The sequence below is a fragment of the Halorubrum zhoui genome, assembly GCF_051194155.1.
Taxonomy (GTDB): Archaea; Halobacteriota; Halobacteria; order Halobacteriales; family Haloferacaceae; genus Halorubrum.
Genome location: NZ_JBLZNJ010000002.1, coordinates 31740 through 49143, shown reverse-complemented (window position 1 = coordinate 49143; position 17404 = coordinate 31740). Strand labels below are relative to the sequence as shown.

The 17404-nt window shown below is 62.6% G+C and carries 17 protein-coding genes and 2 tRNA genes; 14 read left to right on the top strand and 5 right to left on the bottom strand.

All coding sequences use genetic code 11. From position 1 onward, the window contains the following. The first annotated feature begins 228 nt into the window (after nucleotides 1–228). Nucleotides 229–867, top strand: a complete 639-nt coding sequence (locus ACNTAO_RS01950) for an IS6 family transposase (protein ID WP_435160264.1) — start codon at nucleotides 229–231, stop codon at nucleotides 865–867. Between the two features lie 37 nt (nucleotides 868–904). Here ACNTAO_RS01950 and ACNTAO_RS01945 read toward each other — a convergent pair whose 3' ends face one another. Continuing rightward, nucleotides 905–1084: a hypothetical protein gene (locus tag ACNTAO_RS01945; protein WP_435160263.1), complete on the bottom strand. Its 180-nt coding sequence runs from the start codon at nucleotides 1082–1084 to the stop codon at nucleotides 905–907. A gap of 822 nt (nucleotides 1085–1906) precedes the next feature. Here ACNTAO_RS01945 and ACNTAO_RS01940 point away from each other — a divergent pair. From ACNTAO_RS01940 to ACNTAO_RS01915, 6 genes are all read left to right on the top strand, one after another. Continuing rightward, the gene (locus tag ACNTAO_RS01940; RefSeq protein ID WP_435160262.1) at nucleotides 1907–3337 is read left to right on the top strand and encodes a TROVE domain-containing protein; all 1431 of its coding nucleotides are present in this window, start codon (nucleotides 1907–1909) and stop codon (nucleotides 3335–3337) included. A 27-nt stretch (nucleotides 3338–3364) separates the two neighbouring features. Next, nucleotides 3365–3437, top strand: a tRNA-Gly gene (locus ACNTAO_RS01935). A gap of 15 nt (nucleotides 3438–3452) precedes the next feature. Continuing rightward, nucleotides 3453–3791, top strand: coding sequence for a hypothetical protein (locus ACNTAO_RS01930; RefSeq protein WP_435160261.1), 339 nt, complete (start codon nucleotides 3453–3455; stop codon nucleotides 3789–3791). A gap of 58 nt (nucleotides 3792–3849) precedes the next feature. Continuing rightward, the gene (locus tag ACNTAO_RS01925; protein WP_435160260.1) at nucleotides 3850–4452 is read left to right on the top strand and encodes a hypothetical protein; all 603 of its coding nucleotides are present in this window, start codon (nucleotides 3850–3852) and stop codon (nucleotides 4450–4452) included. Beyond that, complete coding sequence (locus ACNTAO_RS01920) at nucleotides 4430–4693, top strand: DUF8150 family protein (RefSeq protein WP_435160259.1); 264 nt, start codon at nucleotides 4430–4432, stop codon at nucleotides 4691–4693. The genes ACNTAO_RS01925 and ACNTAO_RS01920 overlap by 23 nt, the downstream gene beginning before the upstream one ends. Nucleotides 4694–4890: 197 nt before the next feature. Continuing rightward, nucleotides 4891–5217, top strand: coding sequence for a hypothetical protein (locus tag ACNTAO_RS01915; protein ID WP_435160258.1), 327 nt, complete (start codon nucleotides 4891–4893; stop codon nucleotides 5215–5217). A 281-nt stretch (nucleotides 5218–5498) separates the two neighbouring features. Here the strand turns inward: ACNTAO_RS01915 and ACNTAO_RS01910 are convergent. Then, nucleotides 5499–5573, bottom strand: a tRNA-Arg gene (locus ACNTAO_RS01910). A 183-nt stretch (nucleotides 5574–5756) separates the two neighbouring features. Here ACNTAO_RS01910 and ACNTAO_RS01905 point away from each other — a divergent pair. The 6 genes from ACNTAO_RS01905 to ACNTAO_RS01880 are packed head-to-tail and all read left to right on the top strand — an operon-like array spanning nucleotide 5757 to nucleotide 11281. Next, on the top strand, nucleotides 5757–6359 hold the full coding sequence (locus tag ACNTAO_RS01905) for a DUF7504 family protein (RefSeq protein ID WP_435160257.1): 603 nt from the start codon (nucleotides 5757–5759) through the stop codon (nucleotides 6357–6359). 40 nt (nucleotides 6360–6399) lie between these two features. Continuing rightward, the gene (locus ACNTAO_RS01900) at nucleotides 6400–6822 is read left to right on the top strand and encodes a CoA-binding protein (protein WP_435160256.1); all 423 of its coding nucleotides are present in this window, start codon (nucleotides 6400–6402) and stop codon (nucleotides 6820–6822) included. A 53-nt stretch (nucleotides 6823–6875) separates the two neighbouring features. Further along, nucleotides 6876–8822 (top strand): threonine--tRNA ligase, encoded by a 1947-nt coding sequence (gene thrS, locus ACNTAO_RS01895; RefSeq protein WP_435160255.1) that lies wholly within the window; start codon nucleotides 6876–6878, stop codon nucleotides 8820–8822. A 58-nt stretch (nucleotides 8823–8880) separates the two neighbouring features. Continuing rightward, nucleotides 8881–9369, top strand: a complete 489-nt coding sequence (locus tag ACNTAO_RS01890; protein WP_435160254.1) for an Lrp/AsnC family transcriptional regulator — start codon at nucleotides 8881–8883, stop codon at nucleotides 9367–9369. Next, a complete protein-coding gene (locus tag ACNTAO_RS01885; RefSeq protein WP_435160253.1) occupies nucleotides 9366–10523 on the top strand; it encodes a pyridoxal phosphate-dependent aminotransferase in 1158 nt (385 codons plus the stop codon). The genes ACNTAO_RS01890 and ACNTAO_RS01885 overlap by 4 nt, the downstream gene beginning before the upstream one ends. Nucleotides 10524–10579: 56 nt before the next feature. After that, nucleotides 10580–11281, top strand: coding sequence for a sensor histidine kinase (locus tag ACNTAO_RS01880; protein ID WP_435160252.1), 702 nt, complete (start codon nucleotides 10580–10582; stop codon nucleotides 11279–11281). Nucleotides 11282–11341: 60 nt separating this feature from the next. On the opposite strand, the gene msrB is transcribed toward ACNTAO_RS01880, so the two are convergent. Next, on the bottom strand, nucleotides 11342–11758 hold the full coding sequence (gene msrB, locus ACNTAO_RS01875; protein WP_435160251.1) for a peptide-methionine (R)-S-oxide reductase MsrB: 417 nt from the start codon (nucleotides 11756–11758) through the stop codon (nucleotides 11342–11344). 98 nt (nucleotides 11759–11856) lie between these two features. Here msrB and ACNTAO_RS01870 point away from each other — a divergent pair, with 98 nt between their 5' ends. Further along, the gene (locus ACNTAO_RS01870) at nucleotides 11857–12093 is read left to right on the top strand and encodes a CDGSH iron-sulfur domain-containing protein (protein WP_435160250.1); all 237 of its coding nucleotides are present in this window, start codon (nucleotides 11857–11859) and stop codon (nucleotides 12091–12093) included. 25 nt (nucleotides 12094–12118) lie between these two features. Here ACNTAO_RS01870 and ACNTAO_RS01865 read toward each other — a convergent pair whose 3' ends face one another. Together ACNTAO_RS01865 and ACNTAO_RS01860 are read right to left on the bottom strand one after the other, a co-directional pair. Further along, nucleotides 12119–13204, bottom strand: coding sequence for a DNA topoisomerase IV subunit A (locus ACNTAO_RS01865; protein ID WP_435160249.1), 1086 nt, complete (start codon nucleotides 13202–13204; stop codon nucleotides 12119–12121). Between the two features lies 1 nt (nucleotide 13205). Continuing rightward, a complete protein-coding gene (locus ACNTAO_RS01860) occupies nucleotides 13206–17399 on the bottom strand; it encodes an ATP-binding protein (protein WP_435160248.1) in 4194 nt (1397 codons plus the stop codon). Nucleotides 17400–17404 lie beyond the last annotated feature (5 nt).

The window sequence follows — 17404 nt, the reverse complement described above, 5'->3', positions numbered from 1 at the left end:
CGAACGAATCTTAATCACGTACTCCCCACCGGGTTTTGCCGGCGGTGGGCGTGGAACCGTCCGTATCAGCGGGAAGCGACCCCGAGTTTTCCGATTGAGAGTTTACGCGGGTTATCTTAATCACGATATGACGCCGGGCTACTTGATAATGTCGGTTGTAGAGGGTTTGTCGGATACATCCCTGGTCGCGTTAAGTTAGAGTATGAGGCGGACGATTTCTGAGTGCTTATGCCAGAATTCGACCGCCTCAGCGAACGTACTACGTGGATCGACTTGTCGTTTGTGGAGCGAGATCGGACGCCGCGCTGGGCGATTGAAATAGGAATCCGTTGTCACTTAACCGGTATGTCACTTCGAGAGGTGAGTAGATATCTTGAACTGTTTGGGATCGATCGAAGTCATGTCGCGGTCCACAACTGGGTTCATAAAGCTGATCTACAGCCGATCTCGACCGTTTCCGAGGATCAGCTCGTGGTCGATGAAAAGATGATCCGCCTCCACGGCCAGAAGTTCTGGCTGTACGGCGCGGTTGATCCGTATACGAACGAGATCCTTCACGTGAGTCTCTATCCGACGGCAGATAAGCAGACAACACGATGGTTTCTGAGCGAATTACACCGGCGTTATCAGCCCGACACGGTTGAATTTCTCGTCGATGACGCAGACTATCTCGGACCAGTTCTCGCCGAAGACGGCTATCGATTTCAGGTAATTCGCCATGGAAATCGGAATGCAATTGAACGTGTCTTTTGGGAAATAGAACGCCGCACCTCCTCGTTTGCGAATAGTTTTAGCAATGTCGCGCTCAAGACAGCTGAAGAACGGCTCGAAGCCCTCGCAGTCTACCACAATTCACGCCAAAGTTAACGCGATCAATTGGTTTACCGTATCCTGTTCCAATCAGTCACTGGTCGAACAGACGGTGATGGTTCTCGAGCCACTCGATCTCGTGGTACGTCACGTCATCCTGGATGTCGTATTCTAACGGGAGCGGGTTCGAGGGGCGATTCGTGTAGGTGAGGTTAAGTTCGATACAGGGTCCATGATCTGAGACGCAATCAAATCCTTCGTCAGTGGGAGTCACGACGCTGAACCACCGGATTTGGAACCCGAAGTGGTCGCAAACATCTCTGACGACTGCCGCATCACAATAGGGCGTATGAACCCATAACTCGCCGCCAGCGTACGCCTGATCCTTGACGCACCAAACTTCATCGAGTGACCGGAGAAATTCCGCTGCGCGGTTGTAGTGCGCCTCAGTCAGGCGTTCCCACCAGTAGTATCGCTCCACCTGATCGACGAGCAACTGGAGGCAGTCGCTACACACATCGTACTCAGAGTCACCAAGCGAGACATCGTGGAGTTCGGCATAGTGCGTGGTGTCGCACGCATCGCACGCCAGGATGGAGCTTGTCTCCCGACACGAAGAACAGTCGGTAGGGTCAATCGGTTGGGGAGGCGCGTCGCTACACTCTGTCTGTTCAGAGTTGCCTGCGTCAGTATTCTCGGTCATTGGTCTCTAACCGAGAACCATCAGTCACGTCTGTGACTGGGTTCCCGGCTAGAACCGGACCGACGGTAGACCAACCATCTGCAATAATAGACAGCAGTTTGCTGTAAATAGTTTCTGTGCGCTCCAGCAGTGACCTCTAATAATGTACCTGGCACAGGACTTCACGACCTTCTTGTCTGTAGTTACCACACCCTGACTAACTTTAATACAGTTGCCACGATATTCCGTAATTGACGCCCGAAACAAATCCCGAAAACGGAGAATTTCGCAACATGGTCGATACTCGCTTCAAACCGCGGCGTGCTCGTTCTTGCTTAGCCGCGGGTCGCGTGTTCGGCGAGTATCAACTACGAAGGTGGGGAAGCGTTCGAGCCTGTCGACCCTCGACTCGCATTGTACAAGCGCACGATCAACCAGCTGCTGGAGGATTCGTTCTACGAAACCGATGACGAGCAACTCGCTGCTGTCGTCCGGCGGTTCGACGCCGCGGCAGACGAGGATCCGGAGTTCGTCCTGCAGCTCGCCGCGTACGCGCGCCAGGAATTCTACCTACGGGACATTCCACAGGTCCTGCTCGTACTGGCAGCCAACGACGACCGGTTCAAGGATGACTCACCCGAGTCACTCATCCGCGAGTGGGCACCGGCGATCATCCAGCGGATGGATGAAACGGCGACCGCCCTCGCTATCTACGACCAGTTGTTCGGCGGGACTGCCCCGTGGCCGCTCCGCCGCGGCATCGAAGACGCGCTCGTCTCGATGGCGGACGCCTACACGCTGGGCAAGTACGAACTGTCGCGGCGTGAGGTGACGCTGCACGACGTGTTCAACCGCGTCCACCCCACGCCTATCGACGACGAGCAAGCGGTGCTGTTCGAGCGATTCATGCGCGGCGATCTCGACGACTATCCGGACGTCGAACCGTTGCCGTCGCCCAACACGTGGGAGACAGTTATCTCCGAACGTGGCAACACCCGAGACGCGTGGGAGACGCTCATCGAGGGCGAGGAGTACTCGCTGCCGATCTTCGCGTCAATCCGGAACCTCCGGAACATGCTCGAAGCCGGCGTCGACGAGGATACCATCGTGGAACATCTTGACCTGGCAGCAGTCCGGTACGCGCCGCTGTACCCGTTCCGGTACTACCAGGCGTACACCGCGCTCCAGAATGCGGACGTCCAAGCACCGGCGGTTGATCGGTGGCTGGAGGACGCAATTGACGTCGCTGTCGAGACGGTGCCCGACGGACTCGGAGATACATTCGTCGCCGTGGACCTCTCGGGATCGATGGACATGGCGCTGTCCAAGAACAGCACGCTCAGGCTGAAGGAGATCGGTGCGTTGTTCGGTGCGATCCTGGCCGACCAAGGTGCCGAGATCGGCGGGTTCGGTGACGACTTCCAGACCGTTCCGATGCACATCGACACGCCAGTACTGCAGCGCCAAGGTGCGGTGCTGGCCATCGACGAGGACGTCGGGAACTCGACGAACGGCTGGAAGGCACTGGAGTATCTCCGCGACCGAGGCGAACCCGTTGAGCGTATCGTCGTCTTCACCGACATGCAGATCTGGGACAGCACGCCATTCACGGCGCGCGATACCCAGACGGTCAAGGCAGCGTTCGATGCGTATCGGGACGAGGTCTCCTCGGACACCGCGTTGTATCTCGTCGATCTTGCGTCCTACGGCGACCTCGTGACGCCGGAGGGATACGAGAACGTCTACAACGTCTCCGGCTGGTCGGAGAACGTCCTCTCGTTCATCGAACACGCCGAAAACCCGAAGCAGGTCATCGATGAAATCGAGACCTTCGAGCCTACATAGCGCGGTCTTCTCATTTTTCTCCGTCAAGCGCGAGTAGTGTAGTTCGGTATCACGCGGTCGTGCCACGACCGAGACGGGCGTTCGAATCGTCCCTCGCGCACTCGGAGCGCAGCTCGTGAATCAGACAGTCCGAGCGACGCTCTTCAGCAGAGGTGACATTATGGCAATCTCCAGTGACAACGACCCCGAACCGACGACGACTGTTGTCGTCACGATCCGCATCCCGTGTGGCGCAGACGGCGACCTCGTCACCGACGCTGAAGAGCGCCTCTCACGTCCCGAGGACATCGATACCGTCAGGGTTGACGATCTGCACGGTATCGCTCCGAAGCTTTCGGCAACAGTCATCACCGTCGGCATAACTGTTCGTTGGACCACGACAATGACCGATGCGCAGGTGAGGAGACGGCTCGCCGAGGTTCCGGGCCTTGAGTCAATTGAGCGGATCGGATGAGTTGACTCGGACACCGCCCTTCCCGACGATTTATGCGGTCACCTGCTGAGGAACATCTATGGGTGGTATCGAGCTCCGGAATGGAACGCTCGTCGTCGAACGAGAGCCGAATCAGCTCGACGAGCTGGCGATCAGATGCTCCGAGATTCTCGGGCAGTTCGACATCAAGCACGTCTATATCGCAGGCTACGTCTCCATTCTCGCTGGGCGGGCGCGCTCTACCGAAGACGTCGACGTCCTCATCGAACAAATCGACGAGGAGACTGCGGACGAACTCGCAGAGACGCTTGACGAGAAGGGGTTCTGGGGCCCGGCGATGCCGCTCACTTCGATGTACGAAATGCTCGATAACGGCGACAACATCTGGGTCGCCCCAGAAGACCAGATTACGCCGCATCTCGAAGTGAAGTTCGCGCGTGACGAGTTCGACCGCGCGTCCCTGGAAAACGCTATCACGGCCAGAATTGGTGACGAAGCGATTTCGATTGGACCGTTAGAACTCCAGATCGCATACAAGCTCCACCTCAGCGCACAGAAGGACATCGAGGACGCGGTTCACCTCTACACGCTTTTTGAGGAAAGTCTTAGTATGCCCCGCCTCGAAGAATGGGTAACGCGACTTGATGTCGAAGACGAATATGAGCGACTCAAACGCGCCTGAGCACCTCGACGCGAAGCACGAACGCAACCGTCAGCAACGCATAGAGGGTATCAAGCGCTGGGTCGAATACATCAAATCAGAGTCACCGGAGACGTGGGGGTCGCAGCAGAATGCGGTCGTCAACGACCAACTTGATGCAGCCCAAAGCGTGCAGACTTCGGCGTCGCATCAGCAACATGTAAAGGACGTGGCGGCCGAGATAATCGAAGCGAGCAGCGAGTCCGACGCTGAATCGAAGTAGCCGAGTCACTCGCAGCATTACCCGAATAGGGACATGTTGTCGCGTCTACTGAACGGATTCCGTTAGACAATACTCCGACCAGCCTACACCACCAGGTGAGTGCTCACACACGCACCTGCGTATCTACGTGAGTACGTACATAGGCACGTACCCGAGGCGGAGGTAGATTTTAGAAGGGGAGTCACTTTGTCAACGGCATGTTTCGACGGTTGTTCCTCGGGACTCTCTCAGCACTACCGTCACTTCCGCTGATCCCCGACCGAGTACGTAAGGATAAGCGCCAACCCGTTCCGTCCGAAGGCAATCTCATGTTCTGGTTCCATTTCTACGGAGCGATCAAACGCGACCGACCAATGAGCACGGAATGGGCGCGTGAAAAGACCGTGGAGGAGCTGAATCTTCAGAACCTCACCGATGAGGAAGCCATCCGGCTCTTAGAACTGGCGAACGAAGGAGTGTACGAGACTGACGACGTGCCTGAACGATGGCGTACCCTTTTTGAGAAGATGGAACAGGAGATCTGAGGTACGAGGAACTGCGCGGATGCAGACGTGATCCATATCAGAATTGCCGAGTTGAGCGGTGGAAAGAGGGCCGAAGTTGGACGCAAAAGTCTCTCGCGCGCGTCGCCAATTACACTCTCTACCTAAATATTATATCACTTCGATGTCATTCAAATGAAAACGAATCGCATGACACCGGTGACCCCCATCACGCAGCGTGATGAGATCAGATCGGCCGGATAGGGGTTCCTTTATAACCATCGTACTGCCGTCTGCCAAATGTTGCTCGTCACGCAGAATGATGGGCGCTGCAGGATTTGAACCCGCGACAACTTGGTCCGAAGCCAAGCACTCTATCCAGACTGAGCTAAGCGCCCGTGAATATACAGTACCTCGGTGACGGTTTTAACTCCCGCGATTCGTCGGGCGAGCCACGCAGGCCGGCCCGCTGTGGACATCAAAACAGATATATAATTTGTCGAAACAGTATCGATCGGTACGGCCGCCTCGACAGATCGCCCGCGCCGAGGGCCGTCGCACCGATCCACTGTGTCACCTCCATGTACGACCTCACTGCGCCGCTCGACACGGCGGTCGACCCAGGAACGAGCCTCCTCGTCAGCGCGAACTGCCTCACAGCAGCAGAAGCGTTCGTCACCGACGTGCTCGCGGCCGGCATCGAGTCGGGGGAGGCCGGCGTCGCGGTGACGGCCACCACCGGTGCCGAGACGGTCCGACGCGAGGTTCGGGAACGCACGAGTGTGGTGGACCCGTCTCTCTCGGTCGTCGACTGCGTGACACGCGACCGTGGGACGCGTGTCGGTGACACCGACCAGACGACGTACGTGGCCTCGCCGTCGGATCTGACCCGAATCGGCGTCGCGCTCTCGGAGACCCTCGAGCGCTTCGAGCGCGAGGGCTTCGATCGGTCGCGGGTCACGCTTCACTCGGTGTCGACGCTGCTCGCGTACGCCGACCTCGAGACGGTGTTTCGGTTCCTCCACGTCTTCACCCGCCGCGTCGACCACGCCGGTGGTCTCGGGCTGTACACCGTCGACCGGACCGCACACGACGAGGAAAGTCTCCGGACGCTCGATCCGCTCTTCGACGCGACGGTCAGGCTCTCGACGGACGGTGACGGGGTCGTCGCCCGGCTCGAGTGAGCCATCAATCGTTATACGCCTCGGTAGCCGACGAGGAGCTATGCCACTCACTACCGACGCCGACGTTCGCCGCGTGCTCGACGCCGAGACGGTCGCGGTCGTCGGCTGTTCGACGACGCCCGGAAAGCCCGCCCACGACGTTCCGGCGTACCTCCAACGACACGGCTACCGCGTGATCCCGATCAATCCGTTCGCCGACGCCGTGCTTGGAGAGCCCGCGTACGACGAGCTGGCGGCCGTCGAGTCACCGGTCGACGTCGTCGACGTCTTCCGGCCGAGCGAGGAAGTACCGACGATCCTCGATGCCGTGCGAACGCGACACGCCGACCGCGGCGACGCAGAGACGGCGTGGCTCCAGCTGGGCATTCGCCACGACGACGCCGTCGCGGCGGCGGAGGCCGACGGGCTCGACGTCGTCGAAGACCGGTGTATGAAGATAGAACACGAGCGCCTGATCGGGTGACGACCGGCGGCGGATCGAACACACTTATTGTGTTCGTCCGGCTCCAGAGAGGTATGAGCGAGACCGATGCGCAGGCCGACGTGACGGTCGTCCTCCCGGACGGATCGACACTCACCGTACCGGCCGGGTCGACAGTCGAGGACGTCGCCTACGAGATCGGCCCCGGGCTCGGTCGCGACACCGTCGCGGGGAAGGTCGACGGCGAGCTCGTCGAGCGGCACGCGACGGTTCACGACGGCGCACGCGTAGAGATCGTCACCGACCAGTCAGACGAGTACCTAACCGTGCTCCGCCACTCGGCCGCCCACGTGTTCGCACAGGCGCTTCAGCGGTTGTTTCCCGACGCGACGCTCACGATCGGCCCACCCACCGACGAGGGGTTCTACTACGACGTGACCGACGTGGACCTCGACGAAGACGACCTCGACGCCATCGAAGCCGAGATGGCGTCGATCATCGAGGCCGACTACGACATCGAGCGGGTCGAGCGAAGCCACGCCGACGCCGAGGAGATATACGCCGACAACGAGTACAAACGCCAGATACTCGCCGAGGAGGCGGACGACGACACCGTCACCTTCTACGTCCAGGACGGCTGGCAGGACCTGTGTCGGGGGCCGCACGTCGAGTCGACGGGCGAGATCGGGGCCGCGGCGTTACTCGAGGTATCAGCCGCCTACTGGCGCGGCGACGAGGAAAACGACACGCTGACGCGTGTGTACGGGACGGCGTTCGCCTCCGAGGGCGACCTCGAAGAACACCTCGAGATGCGCGAGCGAGCCAAAGAGCGTGACCACCGAAAGATCGGCCAGGAGATGAACTTATTTTCGATCCCCACGGTGACCGGGCCGGGGCTTCCCCTGTATCACCCGCCCGGAAAGACGGTCCTCCGTGAGCTGTCTACGTTCGCGAACGAACTCAACCGCGAGCACGGCTACGAGGAGGTCGAGACGCCGCACGTCTTCCGGACGGAGCTGTGGAAGCAGTCCGGTCACTACGAGAACTACAAAGACGACATGTTCCTCCTCGAGGTCAACGACGAGGAGTACGGTCTCAAACCGATGAACTGTCCGGGTCACGCGACGATATTCGACCAGCAGTCGTGGTCGTACCGCGACCTCCCGGAGCGGTACTTCGAGAACGGCAAGGTGTACCGGAAAGAACAGCGCGGTGAGCTCTCGGGGCTCTCACGCGTCTGGTCGTTCACCATCGACGACGGCCACCTCTTCGTTCGGCCGGACCAGATTCGCGCGGAGATCGAGTCCGTGATCGGGATGATATTCGAGGTCGTCGAGACGCTCGACCTCGAAGTCGAGGTGGCGCTCGCGACGCGGCCCGAGAAGTCCGTCGGCGGCGACGAGATCTGGGAGTCGGCGGAGTCACAGCTCCGCGACGTGCTCGAATCCGGCGGCTACGAGTACGACGTCGAGCCCGGCGACGGGGCCTTCTACGGGCCGAAGATCGACTTCGGCTTCGAGGACGCGCTCGGTCGCGTCTGGGACGGTCCGACGGTGCAGCTCGATTTCAACATGCCGGAGCGATTCGGGCTCACCTACACCGGAGAGGACAACGACGAGCACCGGCCGGTGATGATCCACCGCGCGCTGTACGGCAGCTACGAGCGATTCTTCATGGTGCTCATCGAGCACTTCGACGGCGACTTTCCGCTCTGGCTCGCTCCCGAGCAGGTCAGAATTCTCCCCGTCTCCGACGAGACGCTGGGGTACGCTCACCGCGTGAAAAACGAATTGGCCGACGCGGGCTTCCGTGTCGAGGTCGAAGACCGCGACTGGACGGTCGGTCGGAAGATCCGCGCCGCACACGACGACCGGCTCCCGTACATGCTCGTCGTCGGCGACAACGAGGCGGACGACGGGACGGTCTCCGTGCGGGACCGATTCGAGAACCAGCGCGGTGACGTCCCGCTCGAGATCTTCCTCGAGCACCTCGCGGCCGAGCGCGACGAGAAGCGCGTCGAACCGGACTTCGTTTCGACGTAAGGGATCACGAGGCGGCGCCGGCCGCCATATTCAAATCCTCGCCGCGAGACGTGTTCGTATGGAAGCCGAGCGCGAGGTACTCGACGTGTTGGCACGGAACGCCCGCGAGGACATCGCGGATATCGCCGCCCAGACTGGTCTCGACGCGGACACGGTCGAGACGGCCATCGAGTCGCTCGAGTCCGATGGTATCGTTCACGGCTACCAAGCCGTCGTCGACTGGGACCGCGCCCCCGACGGAAAGATTCGCGCCATCGCCGAGATCAACGTCGAACTCGACCGCGAGACCGGCTACGAACAGGTCGCAGACCGGATCGCTCGGTTCCCCGCCGTCGACGCGTTACACCTCGTCTCCGGTGATTACGACTTCGCGGTCGAGGTCCTCGGTGGCTCGATGCACGACGTCTCGGAGTTCATCTCCGAGCAGGTCGCACCCATGCCCGAGGTGACGCAGACGGTCACCCACTACATCATGGAGACGTACAAAGACGGGGGCGTGCGCTTTGCCGACGGCGACGACGACGATCGGCTCTCGGTTTCACCATGAGAACGGCTGACCGCGCCCGCCAGCTTCCAGCGTCAGGAATTCGAAAGTTCTTCGAGTTGGCCGAGTCGCGCGACGACGTCATCTCACTTGGCGTCGGCGAACCCGACTTTTCGGCGCCGTGGGCCGCACGAAACGCCGCCATCGGAGCGCTCGAACGCGGGCGAACCTCGTACACGTCGAACAGAGGGATGGCTCCGCTTCGAGCGGCGGTCGCCGACCACCACGAGCGGTACGACCAGCGGTACGACCCCGAGACGGAGGTGCTCATCACCACGGGCGCCTCGGAGGCCGTCGACCTGGCGTTTCGGGCCCTCGTCGATCCGGGCGACGTCGTGGCGTTACACGAGCCGACGTACATCTCGTACGCCCCGGGCGTTGAGCTCGCCGGCGGAGAGCCGCTCGCGGTGCCCACGGACGCCGCAGACGACTTCGCGCTCACCCCCGAGCGACTGGAGGCCGCCGGTGCCGCCGACGCGGACCTCCTCGTCTGTTGTTACCCGAACAACCCGACGGGTGCGACGATGTCGGACGACCAGCTCGCCGACGTCGCCGCGTTCTGTCGATCGAACGACCTGCGCGTGGTGGCCGACGAAATCTACGCGGCGCTCACCTACGAGCGGGACCACGCCTCGATCGCGACACAACCGGGGATGCGAGAGCGAACGGTGGTCGTCAACGGATTCTCGAAGGCGTACGCCATGACCGGGCTCCGGCTGGGGTACGCACTCGGTCCGGCGTCGGCCGTCGACGCGATGAACCGGATCCACCAGTACACGATGCTCTCGGCGCCGACGACCGCCCAGCACGCCGCCGTGGAGGCGCTTCGCTCCTGTGAGGAGGAGGTCACCCGGATGGTCGACGAGTACAACCGTCGCCGCCGGCTCGTCGTGTCGCGGTTCAACGAGATGGGCCTCGACACGTTCGAGCCGGGCGGCGCGTTCTACGCGTTTCCTCGCTGTGGCGGCGACGACGAGGCCTTCGCCGAGGCGTTGCTCGAGTCACAGGGGGTCGCCGTCGTCCCCGGATCGGTGTTCGGTGCGGGCGGTGAGGGCCACCTCCGCGTCTCGTATGCGACCTCGATGCGGGAGCTGAAGGAGGCGACGGACCGCATCGAGGCGTTCCTCGAAGAGCGACCGATGCTCAGATCTGATTGACCGACCGTCAGGTCCGACTGAAAGAACTACGTCGGTGGCCGTCTTCGACCCGGTACATGGGCGACTCACAGGACCCCGAAGCCCGTCTCAAACGACAGCGAGACGACCTCCGCCTGTTGAACCAGGTGATGCGCCACGACATCCGGAACGACCTCCAACTCGTCGAAGCGTACGCGGAGCTGCTCGACGACCACGTCGACGAGGAGGGCGAGTCGTACCTCGAGGTAATCAAAGAGAACACCGAAAGCGCGGTCGGGCTAACGACCACGGTCCGAGACCTCTCACGGGTCATGTTGCGCGAAGACGTCGAGCCGGAAGGCGTCGCACTCGACCGCGTCCTCTCCCAGCAGGTCGAGGAGGTCCGGTCGTCGTACGGCGAGGCGGTGTTCACTGTCGACGGGACGATCCCATCGGTCAAGGTTCTGGCCGACGAGATGTTGGGCTCGGTGTTCCGCAACGTCTTGCGAAACGCGGTCCAACACAACGACGAGACGCTCCCGGTCATCGACGTGACTGCACGCGTGGACGACGCCGACCAGGCTGCCGTTGTTCGGATCGCCGACAACGGGCCGGGCGTTCCCCCACCGCAGCGCGAGGAGATCTTCGGGAAAGGCGAGAAGGGACTCGACAGCCCAGGCGCCGGCATCGGGCTCTACCTGGTTCGGTCGCTCGTCGAGGGGTACGGCGGCGAGGTGTGGGTCGAAGGCAACGAGCCGAAGGGCGCGATCTTCGTGATTCGGCTCCCACTCGTGTCGTGAGTCGAACGGCGACCGGTGGCCGTGGCTGACGCGACGTGCGTTGATGCTGGCTCTCGCCGCTCACTCCTCGTCGAACGTCATCGCGACGGAGTTGATACAGAACCGCTCGCCCGTCGGCTCTGGTCCGTCCTCGAACACGTGTCCGAGGTGTGAGTCGCACGCTGCACACCGAACTTCGGTCCGCCGCATGCCGTTGCTCGTGTCGAGGGTCCGCGTCACCGCGTCGGACTCGGCGGCGTAGAAGGCCGGCCAACCGCATCCGGAGTGATACTTTGTCTCGGCGTCGAAGAGCAGCTGTCCGCAGGCGGCACAGTGGTACGTCCCGTCCTCGTCGTGGTCGACGTACGCCCCCGAGAACCGGGCTTCGGTGCCGCTCTCGCGAAGCACACGGTACGCCTCCGGGGAAAGTCGTTCGCGCCACTCGTCGTCCGAGAGGTCGGCCGGGTCGACCGCGTCTGACTCGCTCGGTGAGCTCATACGATTACTACGAGACCCACGGACAAACCCGTTGTGCCGATTTCGTCGGCCTCGACTTCCGCCACAAGGACTATGTCGCGCCCTGTGTATGACACACTATGGCACGTAAAGTGACACACGAGGCGACGGGCCCGAAGCCACTCACCGAAGACGACCTCGCCGGCGACGGCGCCGTCTACATCTGTCAGTGTGGGCTCTCAGACGACGGGATCTTCTGTGACGGCTCGCACAACGCGACGGCCGACGAAGCAGACGGCGTCCGCTACGTGTACGAGGGAGACACAGCGGACGGCGAGCGACACGAGATCGCCGAGATCGTCTACGCGAACGAGTGAGAGACGCGACCGCCACTCGCCCCGATCACAGGATACCCATCTCGTCGAGTCGCTCGGGCAGGTAGGTGTCGGTGACGAAGTCGAGCCCGCGGCTAGCGAGCGACTGTTGTTCGGACTTCTTTCCGATCTCGAGCTGGAGGTCGATCTGTTCGCGCCAGTACGCCGTCTGGAACCGCGGGTCCTCGAGCTCCGACTCCAGCGCGTTTACGTCCGAGTCGGAGAGTGGGTCTGCGGGCAGGTCGTACTCGACGATGTCCTGTGGACGAATGCCAACGAACGCGGCCTCCGGCGTCGCGAGGTACTCAGAGAGGTGTGCCGACTTGATGGAGCCGTACGCCACCGAGCCGTAGATCCGGTACGACCACGGGTCGCCGTCGGTGAACACCGCCACCGGAACGTCGAGTTCGTCGTGAACCCGCTTCGTGATCCGACGCGTCGCACGCGCCGGCTGCCCCTTGAGGTGTACCACGAGACAGTCGTACGCCTCGTCGAAGCCGTTCTCGACGAGTCGATCCCGCATCCCACCGGTCTCGACGGCCAGCGCGAAGGCGACGTCGTCGTCGAGGAACTCGATCATGTCCGGGTTGTTCGGTATCTGATAGCCGCCCTCGCCGACGTCTTCTTGACAGTGGATTTCGCGCTCGCCGCGCCGCGTCTGTTCGCGGATGCGGAGCGGCCCCATGAGCGTCGCGCCCGACTCCTCAGGCCGCATGTGGAAGTCCTCTCGTGTGACGCCGGTGACCACCTCGAGGTCCTCAACGAGGTCGTTCGACTCGTCTTGAGTCGAGAACTGCGCCTCGTCGTTGTCCCACGACTCAGAGAGGTAGTACAGCTCACGCAGCGTCGACGAGCGGTCTTGGTCGAGCTGGTCGGATAAGAACTCGATGGTGTAGGTGGCTTTCAGCAGCTTTCGCGCCCCACGAACGGAGTTCGCCGTGCGCGTCGACGTCCGGTCGCCGTACGTCCAGACGCCGCTTTCTTCGTCGTACTCGATGTTGTTCTTCGTCCGTGTCGGCAGCTCCATCTCCGGGATCGTGCCGCCGGCGAACTGGTCGTAGAACTCGGCGGCGAGGTCGATGAGCTGCTCGCGTGCGTCGGTTGCTGTCGTCATATCAGGCGTTCACCGTGAGTTTCTCCGCGTCGACGCCGCCGACGCTGACGTCGAAGTCGGCGTCTGGGTCGGTCGTGTACGTCAGCGTCGCCTCCGCGCCGGCGGCGACCTCGACGGTCCACTGGACGAACCACTCGTCGTCCATCTCGACGACCGACCCCACAGAGAGGTCCCGTGGCTCGGCAGAGACGATGTCGGTCACCTCGAGTGTCTCTTCGACGTCGGAGTGGTTCTCGACCGTGAGGGTGACCGCCCGGCCGTCGACCGCGCGCTCGACGCTGACGTTGTTCATGATCCGTGCGAGGGCGCCGTCGATGTCGGGCCGTTCACGCCCCGTCACCTCCGCGACCTTCTCGGCCATCTCGGGGAGGATCGTGCCGAGGACGTTCTGTTTCTCCCGACGCTGTTTCATCGACCGGCGCTTGTTCAGGTACGACTTGAGTTCGCGGGCGGCCTCACGCACCGCGAGTTCGATCTCGTCTTCTATCGCCGGAACGTTCGCCAGGGCGTCTTTCGACTCGCTCGTGAACGGGACGTTCGTCGAGGCGACGTGGATCGAGACGACCGCCGGGCCGTTCGGCATCCCCGACCCGCCGGGCTGGTCGAGGCCGTAGTTCCGCCACCCGATGGTGCGGATCACGTCGGTCGTCGCACAGGCGCCGCGCTGGTAGACCAACGGCACCCGGTTGGCGAACCGAAGCAGCTCGACGCTCCCCTCCGACGGGATCTCGCCGCCGTAGGCGATTCCCGCCTCCACGATGAACGGGTCGCCGCCGTGGACCTCGGCGTCTCGGGTCGCCGCGGCGTAGAAGTCCGCGTCGTACTCCTTGCGAAGCCCGGCCTCGACGAGTTCGGCAGTGATCGGCGCGAGACAGTCCGTCGGTGGTGCGAGGATGTCTGTCGCCCGCATCCCCTCGAGGAGGTCGGCGGCAGCGTCGCGGTCGTCGGCGACCGCAGACACCCCCGGCGGGTCGTCGGGCACGGTGCGTGCACGCGCCCACACCGCCTCCACGACGTTGTCACGGGCGGTGTCTCCGAACGTGGCGTCGTGTTGGTCCTCGACGAACGTCGCGGCGTCCGCGACTAGGCGCTCGAGCGCGTCGCGGGTGAGACGGAACCGCGTCGGATCGTGGTCGACGACCCGGCGAGCGACTGCCTCAGCCATCGCGCGGACCGTCTCGTCGTCCTTCTGCGTCGAGGTGGCGTCGTCGACGAGGGCATAACAGTCGGCGACGAGCGGCACCGCCTCCGCCCGGCCGGTCACCGCCTCGTCACCCGGCGCAGTCGACGACTCGTCTTCGTCTACCGGCTCTACGCCCGTGATCACGCTCCAGGCCGCCTCGACGGCCTTCTCACGAACGGTCGCACCAAAGCGCCGGTCGGTCTCCGACTCGACCCGTTCTGCTACCGTCTCGACGATCGCCGCCAGTTCGAACCGAGCGAGGTGGGCGTTGCCACCCACGGTCTCTGTGATCCCCTCGGCGAAGGCGGCCGTCGCCGCAGCCCCCTTGTTCGCGACGGCCGACTCGACGGCGGCCTCGACGTCCTCGGGCGCGTGATCGGCGAGCGTCGAGTCCGTCCCTGGCGGTGACCACGCGAGGGCCCGTCCGTAGTGTTGGTCGCGGAAGGCGTCGATCACGCTGTCGGCGGTCTTCGTCCCCACCCGAGTGAACTCCTCTTTGAGAAAGCCGGAGACGGAGTACGACTCGGTCGCCTCGAGCATCTTGATCAAGGCGCCGAGTTCGACGCCGTGCGGGTGCGGCCGGATCTCCTCGGTCTCGGCCGGGAGGTCTTCTGTGGCACGCTCGAACTTCAGCGGCTCGTTGAGGCCGGGCTCACGCAGTTCGAGCCGCGCGTGCGGGTTGACGACCGCGGTGTGTTTCACGTAGTCGTGGAGCTGCCCTCGGGCACGCATGTTCGCTTCCATCTCCAGTTCGATCCGGGTGCCGTGCGGGCGGTCCCACGTCGTCTCCTCGTCGGCCTGAATCTCCGGCTCGTTGGTGTCGGTGTCGACGATGAGCTCGAAGTACTGCGCCCGCGACTGACCCTTCGGTCGTGAGGTGATCTTCGCCGGCTGCCCCGAGGTCAGCTGTGCGTACAGCACGGCGGCCGAGATCCCGATGCCCTGTTGTCCTCGGCTGTTTTTAACGCTCAGCGCGCCCTCGTTGGAGACGACGAAGTTTTCGTCGGTCCCGGACTCGCCCGGAACAGAGATGTCGTACACGTGCTCCGGGGGCTCGGTCTCGGTCACGCTCTTCACCGAGAGCAGGCACATGTCTGTGTCCGTGACCCCGTGTAGGTTGGTGACCGTTTCCCAGAGCGATTCGAGCGAGTCGGTTGCGAAGCCGGCACCGTCGAGGAGGCCATACTCCTGGAGGGTGTGTGCGTACCTCGGCTCGTCGATCGGCTCCCCGTCCAGAGCGCGTTCGATCAGCGAGGCATACGTCTCTGCATCCGTGCGTTTCGACCCAACTCCAGCACCCATCAGCAGTCCGGGAATCGTATCGGGCACCGTCTCAGTATCGGATTCGCTGACGCGAACCTCGTCAAGTAGCGCGGTCGGGACTCGCTTGTACTGCTGTGTTCGCGGTGATTCCGAACTTTTGAGCGCATCGACGGTGTCGATATCAGACCCGTACACCGTCGTCCGATACTTCGTGGACATACCGTCACCGTACCCGTCGTTGTCTTCTGAAACCTCCGTACTCGCGAGGACGCCCTGCATGTTCCAGAGCGTCGAGACCTGCCGAGCCAGCGTCTCGCTTCGCGTCGTGTGAGACAGTTCGTTGCTCGGGTGCGAATCGGACCCGTCTCCCTCGTAGAGCGCTCCGATAAATCGACGCTGGAGGTCCGGATCGAGGTCGAATACGAACTCCGGAACCCGCTTGTTCCTGGCAGCATCGCCACAGACGGATTTCAAGAACAGCGCCAGCGGCGAACCGAACGCTTTTATACGCGTCGAGTTGCGCTCTCGCTCGACCGTCGTTGTCGCCCCGCCGAGCGTCTGTACCGCCTGTTCCGTCGCCTCGATCAGATCGGATTCGTGACTTCCGAACGTGAAGCCGACTTGTCGCGGTCCCGCATGTCCCTCCGATACGTAGTACGCCAGCATCTCGACCAGTGACTCGTCGACCGGCAACGACACCGGGAGCGTCGTTTCGTCGCCGCCCACCCGGTACGTCTTGAACTCGCAGTCGGCCGCCCTCTCTTCCCAACCGAGTTCCAAGACCGTTTCCGCCGGGAGGTACCCCTTCTCGAGGTAGTTCTGATCGAGGCTGTCCTTCAGGATCTCGACACCGTCGTATCGGTAGTACGTCCGCTTTCGGTCGCTCTCGTCCGACGGCCTCCGGCGAATCGTCTCTTCGGTCTGGAGCTGCTTGAGCGTCTCTCGATCGAACCCGTAGACGTAGACGCGCCGATCCGAAAACGCTCCGCGGTCCACGTGTTCGAGGAGATTGATCTCCTCGACGGTTCGGTCGGTCGACGGTAGCGCACGGGGCGTGAGGAGCGTGTCTCCGGATCCGAGTTCGCCGGCCTTCAGCTCCTGTGTGTCGCCGTTCGCGTCGACGCCGAACACGCTGTGGTTCCCGGTCACCTCGACCGTTCTTCCCTTCTGCGTCTCTATCTCGTACGTACGCTCGTCCGTCTCGTGGCGAATCGCGTGAGTAACCGGCTGCCAGCTCATCTCCTGCGTCTCGCGATTGAAGCACGGAACTTCAATCGCGTCGGGGATGGGTGCAGTCGCGTCTCCGTCGCCCGGGAGGTACGCGTCACAGAGTACCCCGATGGGAATGTACTCGACGGTTCCGTCCCGTCTAACGAGCAGTTGTTGGTCCGGAGTCAGCGACTGCTCGCGCTTGTGGAACCGGCTGCCGTACAACAGCTTCCCGAACACCTTCGGGAGTTGTTCTTTCGTGATCCCCGGCCCGTTGTCCTCGATGACGAGCCGGTAGTAGTCGCCCACCTCCGTGATCTCGACGTAGACGTCGGGGAGGATGCCGGCCTCCTCGGTCGCGTCGAGCGCGTTGTCGACCGCCTCCTTGACGGCGGTGACGAGCCCACGCGCGCCCGAGTCGAACCCGAGCATGTGTTTGTTCTTCTCGAAGAACTCGGCGATGGAGATCGCCCGCTGGCTCTCGGCCAGCTCGGCGGCGATCCCCTCGTCCTCGCCGAGACTCGACTGGAAGGACGTCATTCGGT

Coding starts and splice junctions, on each gene's coding strand:
- ACNTAO_RS01925 (WP_435160260.1), top strand. CDS start 3,850: ATGGGTGGTATCGAGCTCCGGAATGGAACGCTCGTCGTCGAACGAGAG.
- ACNTAO_RS01860 (WP_435160248.1), bottom strand. CDS start 17,399: ATGACGTCCTTCCAGTCGAGTCTCGGCGAGGACGAGGGGATCGCCGCC.
- ACNTAO_RS01920 (WP_435160259.1), top strand. CDS start 4,430: ATGAGCGACTCAAACGCGCCTGAGCACCTCGACGCGAAGCACGAACGC.
- ACNTAO_RS01900 (WP_435160256.1), top strand. CDS start 6,400: ATGCCACTCACTACCGACGCCGACGTTCGCCGCGTGCTCGACGCCGAG.
- ACNTAO_RS01870 (WP_435160250.1), top strand. CDS start 11,857: ATGGCACGTAAAGTGACACACGAGGCGACGGGCCCGAAGCCACTCACC.
- msrB (WP_435160251.1), bottom strand. CDS start 11,758: ATGAGCTCACCGAGCGAGTCAGACGCGGTCGACCCGGCCGACCTCTCG.
- ACNTAO_RS01915 (WP_435160258.1), top strand. CDS start 4,891: ATGTTTCGACGGTTGTTCCTCGGGACTCTCTCAGCACTACCGTCACTT.
- ACNTAO_RS01890 (WP_435160254.1), top strand. CDS start 8,881: ATGGAAGCCGAGCGCGAGGTACTCGACGTGTTGGCACGGAACGCCCGC.
- ACNTAO_RS01865 (WP_435160249.1), bottom strand. CDS start 13,204: ATGACGACAGCAACCGACGCACGCGAGCAGCTCATCGACCTCGCCGCC.
- thrS (WP_435160255.1), top strand. CDS start 6,876: ATGAGCGAGACCGATGCGCAGGCCGACGTGACGGTCGTCCTCCCGGAC.
- ACNTAO_RS01885 (WP_435160253.1), top strand. CDS start 9,366: ATGAGAACGGCTGACCGCGCCCGCCAGCTTCCAGCGTCAGGAATTCGA.
- ACNTAO_RS01950 (WP_435160264.1), top strand. CDS start 229: ATGCCAGAATTCGACCGCCTCAGCGAACGTACTACGTGGATCGACTTG.
- ACNTAO_RS01880 (WP_435160252.1), top strand. CDS start 10,580: ATGGGCGACTCACAGGACCCCGAAGCCCGTCTCAAACGACAGCGAGAC.
- ACNTAO_RS01905 (WP_435160257.1), top strand. CDS start 5,757: ATGTACGACCTCACTGCGCCGCTCGACACGGCGGTCGACCCAGGAACG.